The sequence below is a fragment of the Spirillospora sp. NPDC052269 genome (assembly GCF_040679435.1).
Taxonomy (GTDB): Bacteria; Actinomycetota; Actinomycetes; order Streptosporangiales; family Streptosporangiaceae; genus Spirillospora.
Map to the genome: position 1 here is coordinate 125,517 of NZ_JBFAUU010000002.1, position 14,761 is coordinate 140,277.

Sequence of the window (14,761 nt, forward strand, 5' to 3'; positions counted from 1 at the left end):
TCCACCTGCACCTTCAGCGCGCGGTGGGGCTTTCTCAGGCCCGCTTCACGGCCACCATGAGTGCACGCCATTCGGTCGGGCTCAAAGTGATGATTGGGCCAGCCCCATGGAGCTTGGTGTCACTTACACCTACCAGGTCAACACCGGTTCCAACCTCGACACAGTCCTTGTCTGTGCCACTTCGGGATGATTTGCGCCATCCGTGGAATTGGCTGCGGTTGATCGACATTCGCTCCTCCTAGCAAGGCCGTAGCCCTTCGGCTGTCTTGATGAGGTAGTCGTGACTGGCGTCGGCCGAAAGGGCGCCCTTCCACAGCCCTTCGAAGATCCTTTCGTAGGCGCCGAGATCCGACTTCTCCGTCAGAACGTTCTCCGCCGTCACCGCTTCGATCGCGACAACGCCCGGATCACCGTTGGCGTAGGTGTAGATGCCGAAGGCGCACACGGGCACCGCGTAGTTGTCGAACCGCGCGTCCACGGGAAGCACGCGGACGCGGATTCGCTCGTCCTCCTCGCACGCCTTGGCAATGCTGATGAGCTGGTCACTCAGCACGTCCGACGGCACACCCAGCCGCCGGATCGCGATCTCGTCGATGACCGACTCGTACTCCGGCCCGCTCCCAGAACGGCGAACCAGACGCTGACGGTTCGCGCGACCGCGCAGCACGCCGTCGAGTGTGGCCCCGGCGGCCATGGGACGGTCATCGCTCAACTCGATCCGGGCACGTGTGTACTCGGGAGTTTGCAGGAGGCCAGGGATGAGGGCTTGGGCGTAGTCCCGAATCGTGTCCGCACCGGCTTCAAGATTGGCGAAGAGCGCCTGCCGCTCGCCCATCTGTTTCGCGCTGCCCTCCCACCAGCCACGGGATGCGGCCTCGTTGGCAATGGTGACCAGCTCGGTCCACTCGCGTCCCTCCACACCGAGGGCGTCCAGCAACGCGAGCACATCGTCCTGGTCAGGTGGGACGTGCGCGTTCTCCAGGCGGGAGACCATCTGGCGGTGGACCCCAGCGCGCTTGGCGAGTTCCTGGCTGGTGATCCCGGCGGCCTGACGCCGGTCACGCAGCTCCTGCGCGAGACGCAACCGTCGCACGTACGGACTGATCACACCGCACCTCCACTGTCACCAAAGCCGGACAGTCCTGGGTCTCGGGCACGAGCGTAGTCACGAGAACACCAACCGTGGCGGGAATTTGGACAGACAGCGCACCCGCGATCGATGTCGGTCCGGCCTGGCATGCTCGCGTGGGAACGCCCCCCGAAGAAGGCGAACGACGTGACTGATCCATCCCTGCTCGACTCTGACGGACGGCCCCTTCCGCTGCCTCCCGATCCGCTGAGCCCGGTGCCGGGTGTGGTCGAAAACGAGCTGGCCGCCTACCGCGCGGGTGACGTCGCGCGGGCTCGGGAGGCGCTGACCGCGCTCGCCGGGACGGGACGTAGCAGCACGTCCGGGCATGCGGCGATGGCGTTGGCGGGCATCGAGATCAGCGAGAACGGCCTGGACGGCTCCGATCGGCTCTGGCTGGAGCAGGTCGCCGCTGGCGAGGACCCTTGGCTCGGGCCCTTGGCCACGGTGATGCTCAACCGGAAGTTCCGGTCGGCCATGTCCTCGGACGTGGGACGACAGATCCTCGCAAGCCTCGCGTCCCAGCTCACCGGTGCCACGGACGCCGCCCGGGACGGCTTCGCAGCCGCCTTCGACGCCCACAAGGGCACGACGCCCGGATACGTCGCCGGGTTCCTGCTCGGCAACCTCCTCATCCAGAGCGGCGACCAGGACGCGGCCCTGCGACCGCTCAGCCACTCACGAGAGGGGTGCAACGGCACGTTCGCGGCCTACGCGGGTCATCTCGAGAGCCACGTCCTCATGGGGCAGAACGAGGTGGAACCGGCGTGTGAGGTGCTCTCGCACGCGTACCGCAGCTCCCACCCGGTGCGGGGCGGCGACGAGGGGCTGCACCCTTGGGTCGCCCTCCGGTTCGGCGAGTTGCTGGCCGGTCAGCCCTGCGTGGACTTCGTCCAGAACCGGATGGAGAGACGCGGCGTGAGTGAGGGCGAGGTGATCCGGAAGCCGTTCGAGTCCGCCAACGGCCGGCAGAGGGTCAGTGCTCCGGCACTCGCCGACCTCGGGTTGTTCCTGTTCTTCGCGGAGTTCAAGCTCGTCCACGCGGCTCTGGAACGTCTGAGGGAATGGAGCGACGAGCGTTACGAGCGCGGTCGCAGGTTGGTCCTCGCGCTCCACACCTTCGTCAAGGACAGCGGCGACGCCAAGAGCTCGCGCAGCCTGGCCAGGCTGCTGACGAAGCTCGAACTGCCCACTCCCAAGTACTAGGGCTTGGCGCGGCGCAGGACGTACGGCTCGATGATGCCGAGGCCCTGGACGGGGCGGCGGACCATGCCGGTGATCTTGTAGTCCTCGTCCTCGCCCAGGGCCTCGGCGAGGGACTGGTCGATGACGACCGTCCCGGGCCTGGCCAGGGCGGTCAGGCGGGCGGCGAGGTTGACCGTGGTGCCGAAGACGTCGCCCATGAGCGGCAGCACCGGGCCGTGGGCCACTCCGACCCGGACGTCCGGGATCTCGGTTTCATCCTGGATGGCGGCGGCGATGGAGAGGGCGATCTCGGCGCCGATCTCGGGGGTGTCGCCCGCGAACAGGACCTCGTCCCCGAGGGTCTTGACCAGGCGTCCGCCGCAGGTGGCGATGATGTCCGCCGCCGTCTCCTCGAACCACTCGACCACGCGGGCCAGCTCGATCTCACTCAGCTCACGGCTCATCTGGGTGAACGAGACCATGTCGGCGAAACCGACCGTGGTGACGAGGCGTCCGGGCATGTGGGGCTCGTCGTCGGCCTCGCGGGACGCGGCGGCGGCCATGGCGCGGGTGCCGGCGGCGGCCAGCTGGCGGCGCCAGGCGTGGACGACCAGGGGCTCGAACTCGTCGATGTGCCGTTCGGCGATGTCGACGATGGACGACACGGCCTCGGCGGACGGCTGCTCCTGCGGGTCGGTCACGAGCATCGCGGTGAGCAGGTTGACCTGCCACTCGGCGAGCCGGGTCATCGTCTGGCCGAACGCCCTGACCAGGCGAATCCCGCCGTTCTCGTCCAGGACGCCGTCATCCATGAGACGGCGGATGCGGCAGAGCGCGGCGACGTCGCCCTCGGTGTAGGCGACGGCGTCCTCCGGCGTGGACGGGTAGCCGAAAGCCCGCCACAGCCGCCGGGCGAACTCGGCTGAGACCCCGGACAGGCGCACGGCGTCCACCCGGTTGTACTTCAGCTCGCCGCCGAGGAGCAGTTCCTCGATCTCCTTGGGGTCCGGCAGGCCCGCGTCCGACATTTCCCCCCTTTCAACGTCACGCGAAACATCGTGGCGGATCGCGCCGCTCAGCGCACATGCACCACATCACCCGCACTGACCGGCTGCACCCCTTCGGGGCCGGCCACGACGAGGCGTCCTTCCAGGTCGACGTCCTTGGCGTGGCCGTGCAGCTCGGCCCCGCCGGGCAGCTCGACACGGATCTCGCGGCCGAGCGTCGTGCACAGCTCCCGGTAGTCGGCGTGCAGGCCGGAGATCTCCGGATCGCCGGACGCGGCGGCCCACTCGCGGTACCGGCCCTCGATCTCGCGGGCGACGGCGCGCAGCAGGGACGCGCGGTCGGTCAGCGGCGCGCCCTCGATGGCCAGGGACGTCGCGGTCGGGACGGGCAGCTCGTCCTCGCGCATCGACACGTTCAGGCCGACTCCGACGACGACCGCGTCGTCGATCTTCTCGACCAGGATCCCGGCGAGCTTCCGGTCGTTGACCAGCACGTCGTTGGGCCACTTCAGGACGGCCTCGACCTCGGTGTCGCCGTCCGCGCCGGGGAAGAACCGGTCGCCCGCCGCGCCGAACCCGGTCAGCCGCCGGACCGCCGACGCGACCGCGACGCCGGTCAGCAGCGTCACCCAGGCCAGCCGGTCGATCGGGACGTCCGGCCGCAGCAGCATCGAGAACGCCAGCCCGGAGCGGGCTGGAGCGGTCCATGTCCGGCCGAGGCGACCACGTCCGGACGTCTGTAGCTCGGTCGCGAGCAGCACGCCCTCGTCCTCCCCCGCGCGCGCGAGAGCGGCGAGGTCGGCGTTGGTCGAACCGGTCTCCTCCACCACCCGGACGCTCCGCCACAGCCCACCAGGCCGGATGAGCGCGCGCGAGAGCGCCGCCTCGTGGAGCGGCGGCCGGTCGAGGTCCCCATAGCGAGTCACACCACCATCCAACCTCACCCCGCCCCATGGCCCACCGGCAGCACGCGATCTAAGGTGCACTCTGTGGACGGAGTGACGCTTAAGCGCGACAAGCAGAACGAACATGTGGCCGAGATCGTGCTCGACCGGCCGGAGGCCCTCAACGCCCTGTCGACCGCGATGGCGCGGCGCCTGGCGGCGGTGTGCGCGGAGGTCGCCGCGGACGGCTCGGTCCGCGCGGTCGTCCTGTCGGCCTCGGGCGACAAGGCGTTCTGCGTGGGCGCGGACCTCAAGGAACGCAACGCCATGACCGACGACGAGATCCTGGCGCAGCGCCCGGTGTTCCGCGCCGCGTTCGGCGGCGTGCTGAACCTGCCGCAGCCGGTGATCGCGGCGGTGCACGGCTTCGCGCTGGGCGGCGGCTGCGAGTTCGCGCTGTCCTGCGACATGATCGTCGCGGACGAGACGGCCGTGTTCGGGCTGCCCGAGGTGACCGTCGGGCTCGTCCCGGGCGGTGGCGGCACGCAGCTGGCGGTGCGCAAGATCGGTTCCGGCCGCGCCGCCGACCTCGTCCTCACCGGACGCCGCCTGACCGCGGACGAGGCCGCCGAGCTGGGCCTGGCCGACCGGCGTGTCGCCAAGGGCGAGGCGCGTGCCGAGGCCCTGTCCATCGCGTCCCAGATCGCGAAGAACTCCCCGATCGCCGTCCGGGCGGCCAAGCGCGCGATGCGCATCGGCGGCGACCTCCCGCTGGAGGCCGGCCTGGACGTCGAGGAGAACGCCTGGCGCACGGTCGCCTTCTCCCCCGACCGCCGCGAGGGCATCGCCGCCTTCGCCGAGAAGCGCAAGCCCAACTGGCCCACCCCCGCCTGACCTGCGGCGCCGGGTCGTCAGATCCAGGTCACCCTCGTGATGACGACCCGGTACTCATCGATCTCGGAGTGCTCGATGATGACGTAGATGGCGAGCCCCTGCCCTCCGCCGAAAGCGGCGGTCCGCATGTTGCCGCCGGTGGGGCTGTCCGGCCTGTACTGATCGCCGCTCCAGGGCGACAGCTCCAGGGCCGACCGCAACTCCAGGTAAGCGGTCAACGCCTCGGTGGGCAGCACGGAGAGGTCGGCGAGGACCTCCTCGGTCTCCTCGACCCGGTAGATCACCGGCCGCCGGCCAGCCGCCGCCGGATCATCTCGGTGGCGTCCACCGTGGGAACCGCCTCACCCCGCACCAACGCCTCGGAGGCGCGAAGGGCCGCGCGGTGTCGTCCCGGATCCATGGACGACACCGCGATACGCCACCACGTCTCGATGAATTCGTGCACAGGCGAAAGGTCCAGGTGATCCGCCGCCGTGTTCATCGCCCGGCGCAGCCCGGAGTCGAAGTCCGCGCGATCTTCCGGCAGCAGCGCGGCCCTGATGGCCTTGAGGTCCCTGCCGGGAGGGACGGGAGCGGGCGGCTCCGGGACGGAAGCGGTCATGCAACCGAGTCTACGCAGCCGCCCAGGTGGAAGCCCGAAGAACGACCGTCAGAGGGTCTTGGACATGTGGACGGCGTGGCGGCCCTCGATGGTCTCGCGGCCGGTCTGGAGGTAGCCGCGGCGCTCGTAGCGGGCGATGTTGCTGGCCATCTTCTCGTTGGTGATCAGGCGGAGCGCGGGAAGGCCCAGCTCGCGGGCCTTGTCCTCGGCGAAGTCCAGCAGCCGGCGACCGCGGCCGCCGCCCTGGGCGGACGGGTCGACGGCGACGTTGTCGACGTACAGGACGCCCTCCTCGGGGATGAGGACGATCAGGCCGGTCAGGTCGTCCAGGACGAAGACCCGGCCCGCGTCGATCAGCGCGGCGTAGTCCGCGACCATCGGCAGCGGACGGGTCCCGATGATCTCTTCCCAGGGCGTGTAGGCGGCCTCGACGACCCCCTCGATCGCGGGACGGTCGGACGGGACGGCGAGCCTGATGTCCGGCATGCGGTGGTTCTCCTAGTTGTGACAGTCCTGGGTCTTCAAGTCCAGGGACAGCTCCTTGATCTTGTCATTCGTCACCAGAAACGAGTAGACGGCCTTCGCGTTCCCCGGGACGGGCGCGGACGAGCCGTTCACGCCCGTCTGGAGGTGCGGGTACGCGTGCTTGACCTGCGCGAGCGTGGAGCCCAGGCCGATGCCCTGGGGCGTCCGCATACCGGGACGAGCCGCGATGGACGCGACACCGTAGTGCGGTGAGACGTAGCCGCCGACCGCGTTCGCCCCGGCCGGGTGGGCCTTCAGGGAGAAGGTGCCGCAGCCCGCGCCCTGCGGCGCGGACTTGAGGACGATCTGCCCGGTCGCCTTGGCGCGCGCCGTGGTCATCCCGAGTTTCAGCGCGCCGAACCCGGACGGCCCGAGCGTCGGCACGCCGCGCGTCGGCGCCGGCTCGCCCGACGCGAATCCGGCCGCGCCGGGCGCCGTGGCGGGAGCGGACGGCGGCGGCGTGCTCGGGTCGGCCTTCGTCTTGCCGCCCGAGCCGCCCGAGCCTCCGCAGGCCGAGAGCGCCACCGCCCCGGTCAGGATGATCGTCGTGGTGGCCGCCAGCCGCGCTGTCATATCGCTCCCCGAGGTCGTCCGGTCCATAGCGGTTTGGACGATCTCGGGGAGCGAACGGTTCGTCAGCCGGTGTTCTGGAGGCCCGCCGCGACGCCGTTGACGGACAGGAGCAGCAGGTCCTCCAGGTGGGCGTGCTCGGACTCGTCCGTGACCGTTCCGGAGCGGAGGGCGCCGAGCGCGCGGAGCTGGAGGTGCGAGAGCGCGTCCACGTACGGGTTGCGGAGTTCGACCGCGCGGGACAGGACGTGCCGGTCCTCCAGCAGCCGTTCGTGGCCGGTCACGGCGAGGACGAGACGGCGCGTCCGGTCGTACTCCTCCAGGACCGTCGAGGTCGTCTCGGGACGCCCGCCCAGCGCGAGGTAGCGCTCGGCGATCGCGCGGTCGGTCTTGGCGAGGCTCATCTCCGCGTTGTCCAGCAGGGTCTGGAACAGCGGCCACTCGGCGTACGCCTCGCGGAGTTCGTCCAGGTCACGGCCGTCGTCGGAGACCGCGGCGAGGCCGCTGCCCAGGCCGTACCAGCCGGGCAGGTTCACGCGGGTCTGCGTCCAGGCGAACACCCACGGGATGGCCCGCAGGTCCTCCAGGCCGCGCGCGGCCTTCCGCCGGGACGGCCGGGACCCGATGCGCAGCTCGGCGATCTCCTCCAGCGGGCTGACCCGCCCGAACCAGGTCGCGAAGCCGTCGCTCTCGACGAGCGACTGGAACGAACGCTTGGCGGCGTCGCTGATCCGGTCGGCCAGCGGGCGGAACCGGGCGGCGGCGTCGCGGGCGCGGTCCTGCACGGCGTCGGTGGACGCCAGCAGGATCGCGTTGGTGACCTGCTCCAGGTGCCGGTGCGCGATCTTCGGCTGGCCGTACCGGGCGAAGATCACCTCGCCCTGCTCGGTCACCTTGAAGCGGCCCGCGACCGAGCCGGGCGCCTGCGCCAGGATCGCGCGGTGCGCCGGGCCTCCGCCGCGTCCGAGCGAACCGCCGCGCCCGTGGAAGAGCGTGAGCCTGATGTCGTGCTCGGCGGCGAACTCCGCCAGCGCCTCCTGCGTGTCGTACAGGCGGAGGGTCGCGGACGTCGGGCCGAGCTGCTTGGCCGAGTCGGAGTAGCCGAGCATGACCTCCATGCGGCGGCCCGTGTCGTCCAGCCGCTTCTGGACGGCCGGGATCTCCAGCATCCCCGCGAGGACGGACGCGGCGCGTTCGAGGTCCTCGCCCGTCTCGAACAGCGGGATGACGTCGAGGACGGGCGCGTCGTCGCCGAGCGAGGCGGCGAGCTCGTGCACGTTCGCGATGTCCTGCGCGGAGCGCGTGAACGAGACGACGTAGCGGCGGCAGGCGTCCACGCCGAACCGGCTCTGGATCCACCCGACGACGCGGAGCGTCTCGAGGATCTCGTCGGTCATCTCGCTGCGCGGGCCGCCCGAGCGGACCTCGTTCAGGGCCTTCTCGTGCAGCTCGGAGTGCTGGCGGATCTCCAGCTCGGCCAGGTGGAAGCCGAACGTCTCGACCTGCCAGACCAGGTCCTGGACGCGTCCGTACGCCTGCCGGGTCGCGCCCGCCTCGGCGAGCGAGTCGCGCAGGACGCCCAGGTCGGCGAGCAGCTCGTCCGGGCCGGAGTAGGCGAGGTCGGCGTTCCGCTCCAGGGTCGCGGTGATGCGGTCGGCGACGTGCAGGAGGAACTGGCGGTGCGGCTCGTCCGGGGAGCGCTTGGCGATCTCGGCGAGGTGCTCGGGGTTCGCGGTGCGGGCGGCGCCGAGCGCGGTGCGCAGTGCGGGCGAGGCGGGCGTGGTGGCCTCGCTGACGGTCAGCTCGCGGCCGACCCGGGTCGCCATCGCGGCGAGCGCGCGCAGCACGTGCCCCGCCTGGATCATCACGGCCTCCCGCGTGACCTGCGCGGTCACGTACGGGTTGCCGTCCCGGTCGCCGCCGATCCAGGACCCGAACCGCAGGAAGGGCCGGACGCGCGGCGGGCGCGTCCCGGTGCGGCCGTCGTCGAGCGCGGCGTCCAGCGTCCGGTACACCTGCGGGACGACCCGGAAGATCGTCTCGTCGAACGCGGCCATCGCCGTGCGGACCTCGTCCAGCGGGTCCATCTGGGTGTGCCGGCGCAGCGCGGTGCGCCAGAGCAGGTCGATCTCCTCGCGCATCCGGCGCTCGGTCTCGGCGTGCTCCTCGCCGTCCTCGGGCGCGTCGTCCAGGGCGAACAGCAGGTCGCTGATCCGCTGGATGGACGTGACGACCGCGCGGCGGCGGGCCTCGGTCGGGTGCGCGGTGAACACCGGGCGGAACTCCAGGCCGTCCACCATCGCCGCGAGCCGCTGCTCGCCCGCCTCGGCCCGGACGGTCTCGACCGCCGCGGCCACCGAGCCGGGCACCGTGCGGCCCCGGGCGTCCCGCTGGCGCAGCGTCCGGATCCGGTGGTGCTCCTCGGCGAGGTTGGTGAGGTGGAAGTACACGGTGAACGCGCGGGCGACCTGCCCGGCGCGCTCCAGCGACCAGCCGTCCACGATCGCGGCGGGCTCGTCCGCGCCGCCCTCGCCGCGCCGGGCGGCGATCACGGCGTGCCGCAGCCGCTCGACGTCGGAGAGCAGGTCGGGCCCGCCGTACTCGACGAGCCCGTCCCCGAGCATGGCACCGAGCAACCGGACGTCCCGGCGCAGCGCGTCGGGGAGGTCATGCCGGAGCGTTTCACGCGTCATGTCAGCCACGGGCCCACAGTAGTGAGCGGCCCTGAACGCCCTGAGCACCGCGCCCCCCTCTACGCGCGCGCGAAGCACGCGCGTGACCACGCACTTCATCCGCCGGACGCCGAACCGGCCCCCGCCCGCCGGACGATCGTCGACCACCGGACATGGGAGCCGGACCCCGGGCGCCGGACGGCCGGAGCCGGGAACCGGCCCCCGGCCGCCGGGAGGGGGTCAGCGGCCGGTTACGCTTCACCGCATGGCGATGGAAGCTCCTGAGCCCGCGGTGGAAGACATCGACATCCACACGACGGCGGGCAAGATCGCGGACCTGGAACGGCGACGCTTCGAGGCGGTGCACGCGGCGTCCGCGGCCGCGGTCGAGAAGCAGCACGCCAAGGGCAAGATGACCGCGCGGGAGCGGATCGACGCGCTGCTCGACCCCGGTTCGTTCGTCGAGTTCGACACCTATGCCCGGCACCGCTCCACCCAGTTCGGGCTGGAGGCCCGGCGGCCCTACGGGGACGGCGTGGTCACCGGGCACGGCACGGTCGACGGCCGTCCGGTCGCGGTGTTCAGCCAGGACTTCACCGTCATGGGCGGCTCGCTCGGCGAGGTCTTCGGCGAGAAGATCACCAAGGTCATGGACCACGCGCTGAAGACCGGCTGCCCGGTGATCGGCGTCAACGACTCCGGCGGCGCGCGCATCCAGGAGGGCGTGGTCGCGCTCGGCCTGTACGCCGAGATCTTCAAGCGGAACGTGCACGCCTCCGGCGTGATCCCGCAGATCTCGGTCGTGCTCGGCCCGTGCGCGGGCGGCGCGGTGTACTCCCCCGCGCTCACCGACTTCGTGATCATGGCGGACCAGACCTCGCACATGTTCATCACCGGCCCGGACGTCATCAAGACGGTCACGGGCGAGGAGGTGACGTTCGAGGAGCTCGGCGGCGCGCACACGCACAACACCAAGTCGGGCGTCGCGCACTACCAGGCGTCCGACGAGAACGACGCCCTGGAGTACGTGAAGGCGCTGCTGGCGTACCTGCCGTCCAACAACCTGTCCGAGGCGCCCGCCTACGACGTCCCGGTCGACCCGGACGAGGTGGACGACGAGCTCGACACCCTCATCCCGGACTCCCCGAACCAGCCCTACGACATGCACCGCGTGCTCGAGAACGTCCTGGACGACGGGGAGTTCCTCGAGGTCCAGCAGCTGTTCGCGCCGAACATGATCGTCGGGTTCGGCCGGGTCGAGGGCCGTCCGGTCGGCGTCGTCGCCAACCAGCCGATGCAGTTCGCCGGGACGCTCGACATCGACGCCTCGGAGAAGGCCGCCCGGTTCGTCCGGACCTGCGACGCGTTCAACGTCCCCGTGCTGACCTTCGTGGACGTCCCTGGCTTCCTGCCGGGCACCGACCAGGAGTGGAACGGCATCATCCGGCGCGGCGCCAAGCTGCTCTACGCCTACGCCGAGGCGACGGTCCCGCTGGTCACGGTCATCACGCGGAAGGCGTACGGCGGCGCGTACGACGTCATGGGGTCCAAGCACCTCGGCGCGGACGTGAACCTCGCCTGGCCGACCGCGCAGATCGCCGTCATGGGCGCGCAGGGCGCGGTGAACATCCTGTACCGGCGCGAGCTGGCCGCCTCGGACGACCCGGACGCGCGCCGCGCCGAGCTGGTCACCGAGTACGAGGACACCCTCGCCAACCCGTACATCGCGGCCGAACGCGGCTACGTCGACGCGGTCATCAAGCCGTCCGAGACGCGCGGGCAGGTCGTCCGGGCGCTGCGCTCGCTGCGCGAGAAGCGCCGCACGCTGCCGCCGAAGAAGCACGGCAACATCCCGCTCTGAGCTAACCGCACTGATCGTGCGGTTTTCGGGTGCCCTGTTCACGGGCATCCGACTCTCAGGCGTTCCGAAGGAGGGCGTTCATGGACGACGGCCAGAACGAGGGCGGGGCGTTCTTGCGGATCGTGCGCGGCGACCCGTCCGCCGAGGAGGTCGCCGCGCTGGTCGCGGTGCTGACGGCGCGCGCCCAGGCGGCCGCGGCCGCGCGGGACGACGCGCCCGGCGGCCCGGTCTCGCACTGGGCCGACCGCTCCCGCCTCACGCGCACCCCGCCTCCGCCCCGTCCGGGCCCTGGGGCCTGGCGTGCGAGCGCCCTGCCGTGACCCGGATCCGGAGCCGGAACACGCCCTCGGATGGGGTGATCTCGGGAGGTTGGAGGGCATTGTTCCGGCGCGACACGTAACCGTCGTTCACCCGCAGGAGCGGGGGGTGCACGAATAAGGTGTGTGACGATGGCCACCTCGGAGTTCGTTCCTCAGCCCGCGCGATACGCGATCTTCGTCGACGCGGGGTACCTCTACGCGGCCTCCGGGGCGCTGCTGCTCGGCTGCGGTTCGCGGCGCGAGTACCGCGTCGCCGCCGAGAAGCTGATCCAGGCCCTGACCGACCGCGCCGACGACCAGCTGGTCGGTGAGCTGCTCCGGCTGTACTGGTTCGACGCCGCGCCCAAGCGGCAGCCGACCGTCGACCAGCGGGTCATCGCCAACCTGCCGCTGGTCAAGCTACGGCTCGGCAACCTGAACGCGCAGGGCCAGCAGAAGGGCGTGGACGCGCAGCTCCGCGCCGACCTCGAGGCCCTCGCCCGGCACCGCGCCATCACCGACGCGGTGCTGCTCGCGGGCGACGAGGACATGCTGCCCGCGGTGGAGGCGGCGCAGCGCTACGGCGTCCGCGTGCACCTGTGGGGCGTGGAGCCGACCCACGGCTCCAACCAGGCCGAATGGCTGGTCTGGGAGTCCGACACGGTCGAGGTGCTGCCCGCCGACTTCCTGCGCCCGTACTTCACCAAGGCCAAGGTGCTGCCGGTCCCCGCCGTCACGGTCGTGGAGACCGCGCCCGCCCCCGGGAAGCCCGTCGTGCCGTCGCCGTCGCAGGTGTTCGCCGGACGGGTGCCGTCGGTGCGTCCCGCGCCCGGGGCCCCGGCTCCGGCGGGCGAGCCGTCCGCGCCCGCCGGACGCGGCAACCACGTCGCCCCGGCGGCCACGCCCGCCACGGTCGCCGCCGCGCTGAACGCCGCCGCCGCGTCCCTGTCGGAGGGCAAGCTCGGCCCGGACCGCGCGCACATGCTGGAGATCGGCGAGCACGTCGCCCAGAAGTGGATCTTCGAGCGGGGCCGGGACAACATCCGGGACCTGCTGCCCGGCCCGATCCTGCCGCCGGTCATCGACAAGGAGCTGCTGATCGAGGCGGAGAAGGAGCTCGGCGGGTCGCTGCGCCCCTACCAGGAGGCCCGCACCTGGCTGCGGGACGGCTTCTGGGAGCGGGTGTACCGCGAGTTCGGCATCGGCATCGGCACCTCCGACTGAGCCCCGGCCCGTGATTATTCGGACACCGTGCGTGCCCTCACGGTAGTGTCCCGCCCGTGACCATGCCGTCGCGCTCCGCGTCCACCGCGGACCCCGCGCCCGTTCCGTCCGCCGCGTCCCTGCGGAGGGCGACGGCGCTGCTGGCGTCGGTGGCGCTCCTGAGCGCGGGATGCCGCTCACCGGTCACGTTCTACCGTCCCGGGCACGGGCCGTCCGGCGCCCCGGTCATCGCGCTCGGCGCGCCCGCCCCCTTCGTCTCGACGCCGCCGGGCGCCGGCCTTCCGGACGGGCCGGGGCAGGACGCGGCGGGCGTGTACGCCGGGACGACCGGTCCGTCCTCGCTGGCCGAATCCCTGCGCCACCTGCCGCAGCGCGTGTACGTCCCGGACTCGCTCACCGGCGGGGTCACCGTCCTGGACGCTCAGACGCTGCGTCCGGTCGGGTCGCTGCGGGCGACGCCGCGCGGGCCCGTCCAGCTGACCGCGGCCCCCGACCTGCGGGAACTCTGGCTGAACGACACGACGCACGGCGCGGTCGTCTCGCTGCCGCCGGAGATCGAGCGCCCCGGCGGCGTCCCGCCCCTGCCGACGGCCGGCCCCTCGCCCACCGCGTCCACGTCTCCGGCGACGAAACCGAAGACGGCGAGAACACCCGCCCCGGATGTGACGAGCGGGCCCCGGCGTGTCCCCGCCACGCGTCCGCACAGCACACGCAGCGGGACGAGCGGACGCACGATCGGCCCCCGGCCGGACTCCGGCAAGCGCGGGACGAGCCCGAGCCCGAGCCTGAACACCGTGCGCCCGCGCGTCACGCGCCAGGGCGCCGACACCCGCACCCCGAACAGCACACGCCCGCGTCCGACCTGGCGCGACCCCGGCTCAGGCGGGACGGGCCCGAGCGGCGGCCGTTCGGACGACGGCGTGCTCAGCCCCCTGCTGAGCTCGTCCACCCGCGGCACCAGCGGAGGCATGCGCGGCGCGACACCCGTGCTCCTGAGCACGCGCACGAGCGGCACCGGCGAAGGCATGAGCGGCGCGACACCCGTGCTCTTGGGCACGCACATGGGCGAAGGCATGCGCGGCGCGACTCCCCTGCTCCTGGGCACGGGCACTAGCGGTGCGGCCACGGCGGCGCCCATGCTCCTGGGGGCGGACGCGGACGCCGAGGTCCGGGCGTTCACGCGGCGGCTGCCCGAGCCGGGGACGTTGTACTTCGCGCCGGACGACACGCAGGCGGCGCTGGTGGTTTCCGCGCGGGGCCGGCAGGTGGACGTCAGGTCGGCGGCGTCGGGCGGGTGGACGACGATCCCGCTGCCCTGCGCGGGGAGTTCGGCGGACTTCTCTGCCGACGCGTCGTCGCTGGCCGTGTCGTGCGCGGCGGCGCGGCGGCTCGTCCTGCTGGATCCGCGGCGCGGGGTGGTCGAGGCGACGCGCGCGCTCCCCGCGGGGTCGCGGCCGTCCGGGGTCCGGCTGCTTCCGGACGGCTCGCAGTTCGCCGTCGCCGACGCGGGCTCGGGCGGCGTCCGGCTGCTGGACGCGCGCGACTTCCGGAACGCCCGGTTCGTCCGGACGTCGCCGGGAGCGTCCGCGCTGGTGCTGAGCCGCGACGCGCGGTCGCTGTACGTGGTCGGGCCGTCCGAGGTGACCGTGCTGGACGTGGCGTCGCGGCGGGTCGCGGCGCACTGGCGGGTCCCCGGGGACGGCGCGCTCGCGGCGGGCGGGGTGTCGGTCGACGGGCGGACGCTGTGGCTGACCCGCCCGTCCGCCGGGATGCTCATCGCGCTCGACACACGCACCGGTGCCGCGGACCGGACCGTGCGCCTCGGCGGACATCCGGCGGCGCCGCTCCCGTTCCCGCAGCCCGGACGTCGCGCGCTCGGCGGGCCCGGCATCTACCGCTGAGCGGAAACG

15 protein-coding genes are annotated in these 14,761 nt (G+C 72.2%); 6 read left to right on the forward strand and 9 right to left on the reverse strand.

Annotated features, from left to right (window positions below):
- Positions 1–34: 34 nt before the first annotated feature.
- Entirely contained in the window at positions 35–229 is a 195-nt protein-coding gene (locus tag AB0L06_RS03970) for a DUF397 domain-containing protein (RefSeq protein ID WP_500229416.1), read from the reverse strand.
- Between the two features lie 9 nt (positions 230–238).
- Positions 239–1,108, reverse strand: a complete 870-nt coding sequence (locus tag AB0L06_RS03975) for a helix-turn-helix domain-containing protein (protein ID WP_500229417.1) — start codon at positions 1,106–1,108, stop codon at positions 239–241.
- Between the two features lie 168 nt (positions 1,109–1,276).
- Between AB0L06_RS03975 and AB0L06_RS03980 the strand changes: the two genes are divergently transcribed.
- Positions 1,277–2,335 carry a hypothetical protein gene (locus AB0L06_RS03980; RefSeq protein ID WP_500229418.1) on the forward strand — a complete coding sequence of 353 codons (1,059 nt, stop codon included), beginning with the start codon at positions 1,277–1,279 and terminating at the stop codon, positions 2,333–2,335.
- Here AB0L06_RS03980 and AB0L06_RS03985 read toward each other — a convergent pair.
- A complete protein-coding gene (locus tag AB0L06_RS03985) occupies positions 2,332–3,342 on the reverse strand; it encodes an adenylate/guanylate cyclase domain-containing protein (protein WP_500229419.1) in 1,011 nt (336 codons plus the stop codon). The two genes, AB0L06_RS03980 and AB0L06_RS03985, sit on opposite strands and share 4 nt — an antisense overlap.
- A gap of 47 nt (positions 3,343–3,389) precedes the next feature.
- Complete coding sequence (locus AB0L06_RS03990) at positions 3,390–4,247, reverse strand: biotin--[acetyl-CoA-carboxylase] ligase (RefSeq protein WP_500229420.1); 858 nt, start codon at positions 4,245–4,247, stop codon at positions 3,390–3,392.
- Positions 4,248–4,310: 63 nt separating this feature from the next.
- Between AB0L06_RS03990 and AB0L06_RS03995 the strand changes: the two genes are divergently transcribed.
- On the forward strand, positions 4,311–5,099 hold the full coding sequence (locus tag AB0L06_RS03995) for an enoyl-CoA hydratase/isomerase family protein (protein WP_500229421.1): 789 nt from the start codon (positions 4,311–4,313) through the stop codon (positions 5,097–5,099).
- Positions 5,100–5,116: 17 nt separating this feature from the next.
- Here AB0L06_RS03995 and AB0L06_RS04000 read toward each other — a convergent pair whose 3' ends face one another.
- From AB0L06_RS04000 to AB0L06_RS04020, 5 genes are all read right to left on the reverse strand, one after another.
- Positions 5,117–5,383 carry a hypothetical protein gene (locus tag AB0L06_RS04000; protein WP_500229422.1) on the reverse strand — a complete coding sequence of 89 codons (267 nt, stop codon included), beginning with the start codon at positions 5,381–5,383 and terminating at the stop codon, positions 5,117–5,119.
- Positions 5,380–5,700 carry a DUF6247 family protein gene (locus AB0L06_RS04005; RefSeq protein WP_500229423.1) on the reverse strand — a complete coding sequence of 107 codons (321 nt, stop codon included), beginning with the start codon at positions 5,698–5,700 and terminating at the stop codon, positions 5,380–5,382. The genes AB0L06_RS04000 and AB0L06_RS04005 overlap by 4 nt, the downstream gene beginning before the upstream one ends.
- A gap of 48 nt (positions 5,701–5,748) precedes the next feature.
- Complete coding sequence (locus AB0L06_RS04010) at positions 5,749–6,186, reverse strand: GNAT family N-acetyltransferase (RefSeq protein WP_500229424.1); 438 nt, start codon at positions 6,184–6,186, stop codon at positions 5,749–5,751.
- Between the two features lie 12 nt (positions 6,187–6,198).
- A complete protein-coding gene (locus AB0L06_RS04015) occupies positions 6,199–6,798 on the reverse strand; it encodes a hypothetical protein (protein ID WP_500229425.1) in 600 nt (199 codons plus the stop codon).
- Positions 6,799–6,860: 62 nt separating this feature from the next.
- Positions 6,861–9,488, reverse strand: a complete 2,628-nt coding sequence (locus tag AB0L06_RS04020) for a phosphoenolpyruvate carboxylase (protein ID WP_500229864.1) — start codon at positions 9,486–9,488, stop codon at positions 6,861–6,863.
- Between the two features lie 244 nt (positions 9,489–9,732).
- Between AB0L06_RS04020 and AB0L06_RS04025 the strand changes: the two genes are divergently transcribed.
- The 4 genes from AB0L06_RS04025 (at position 9,733) to AB0L06_RS04040 (ending at position 14,752) form a co-directional block, all read left to right on the forward strand.
- A complete protein-coding gene (locus AB0L06_RS04025) occupies positions 9,733–11,328 on the forward strand; it encodes an acyl-CoA carboxylase subunit beta (RefSeq protein ID WP_500229426.1) in 1,596 nt (531 codons plus the stop codon).
- A gap of 80 nt (positions 11,329–11,408) precedes the next feature.
- Positions 11,409–11,648, forward strand: a complete 240-nt coding sequence (locus AB0L06_RS04030) for an acyl-CoA carboxylase subunit epsilon (RefSeq protein WP_500229427.1) — start codon at positions 11,409–11,411, stop codon at positions 11,646–11,648.
- A 129-nt stretch (positions 11,649–11,777) separates the two neighbouring features.
- Complete coding sequence (locus tag AB0L06_RS04035; RefSeq protein WP_500229428.1) at positions 11,778–12,851, forward strand: NYN domain-containing protein; 1,074 nt, start codon at positions 11,778–11,780, stop codon at positions 12,849–12,851.
- A 56-nt stretch (positions 12,852–12,907) separates the two neighbouring features.
- Entirely contained in the window at positions 12,908–14,752 is a 1,845-nt protein-coding gene (locus tag AB0L06_RS04040; RefSeq protein ID WP_500229429.1) for a YncE family protein, read from the forward strand.
- Positions 14,753–14,761 lie beyond the last annotated feature (9 nt).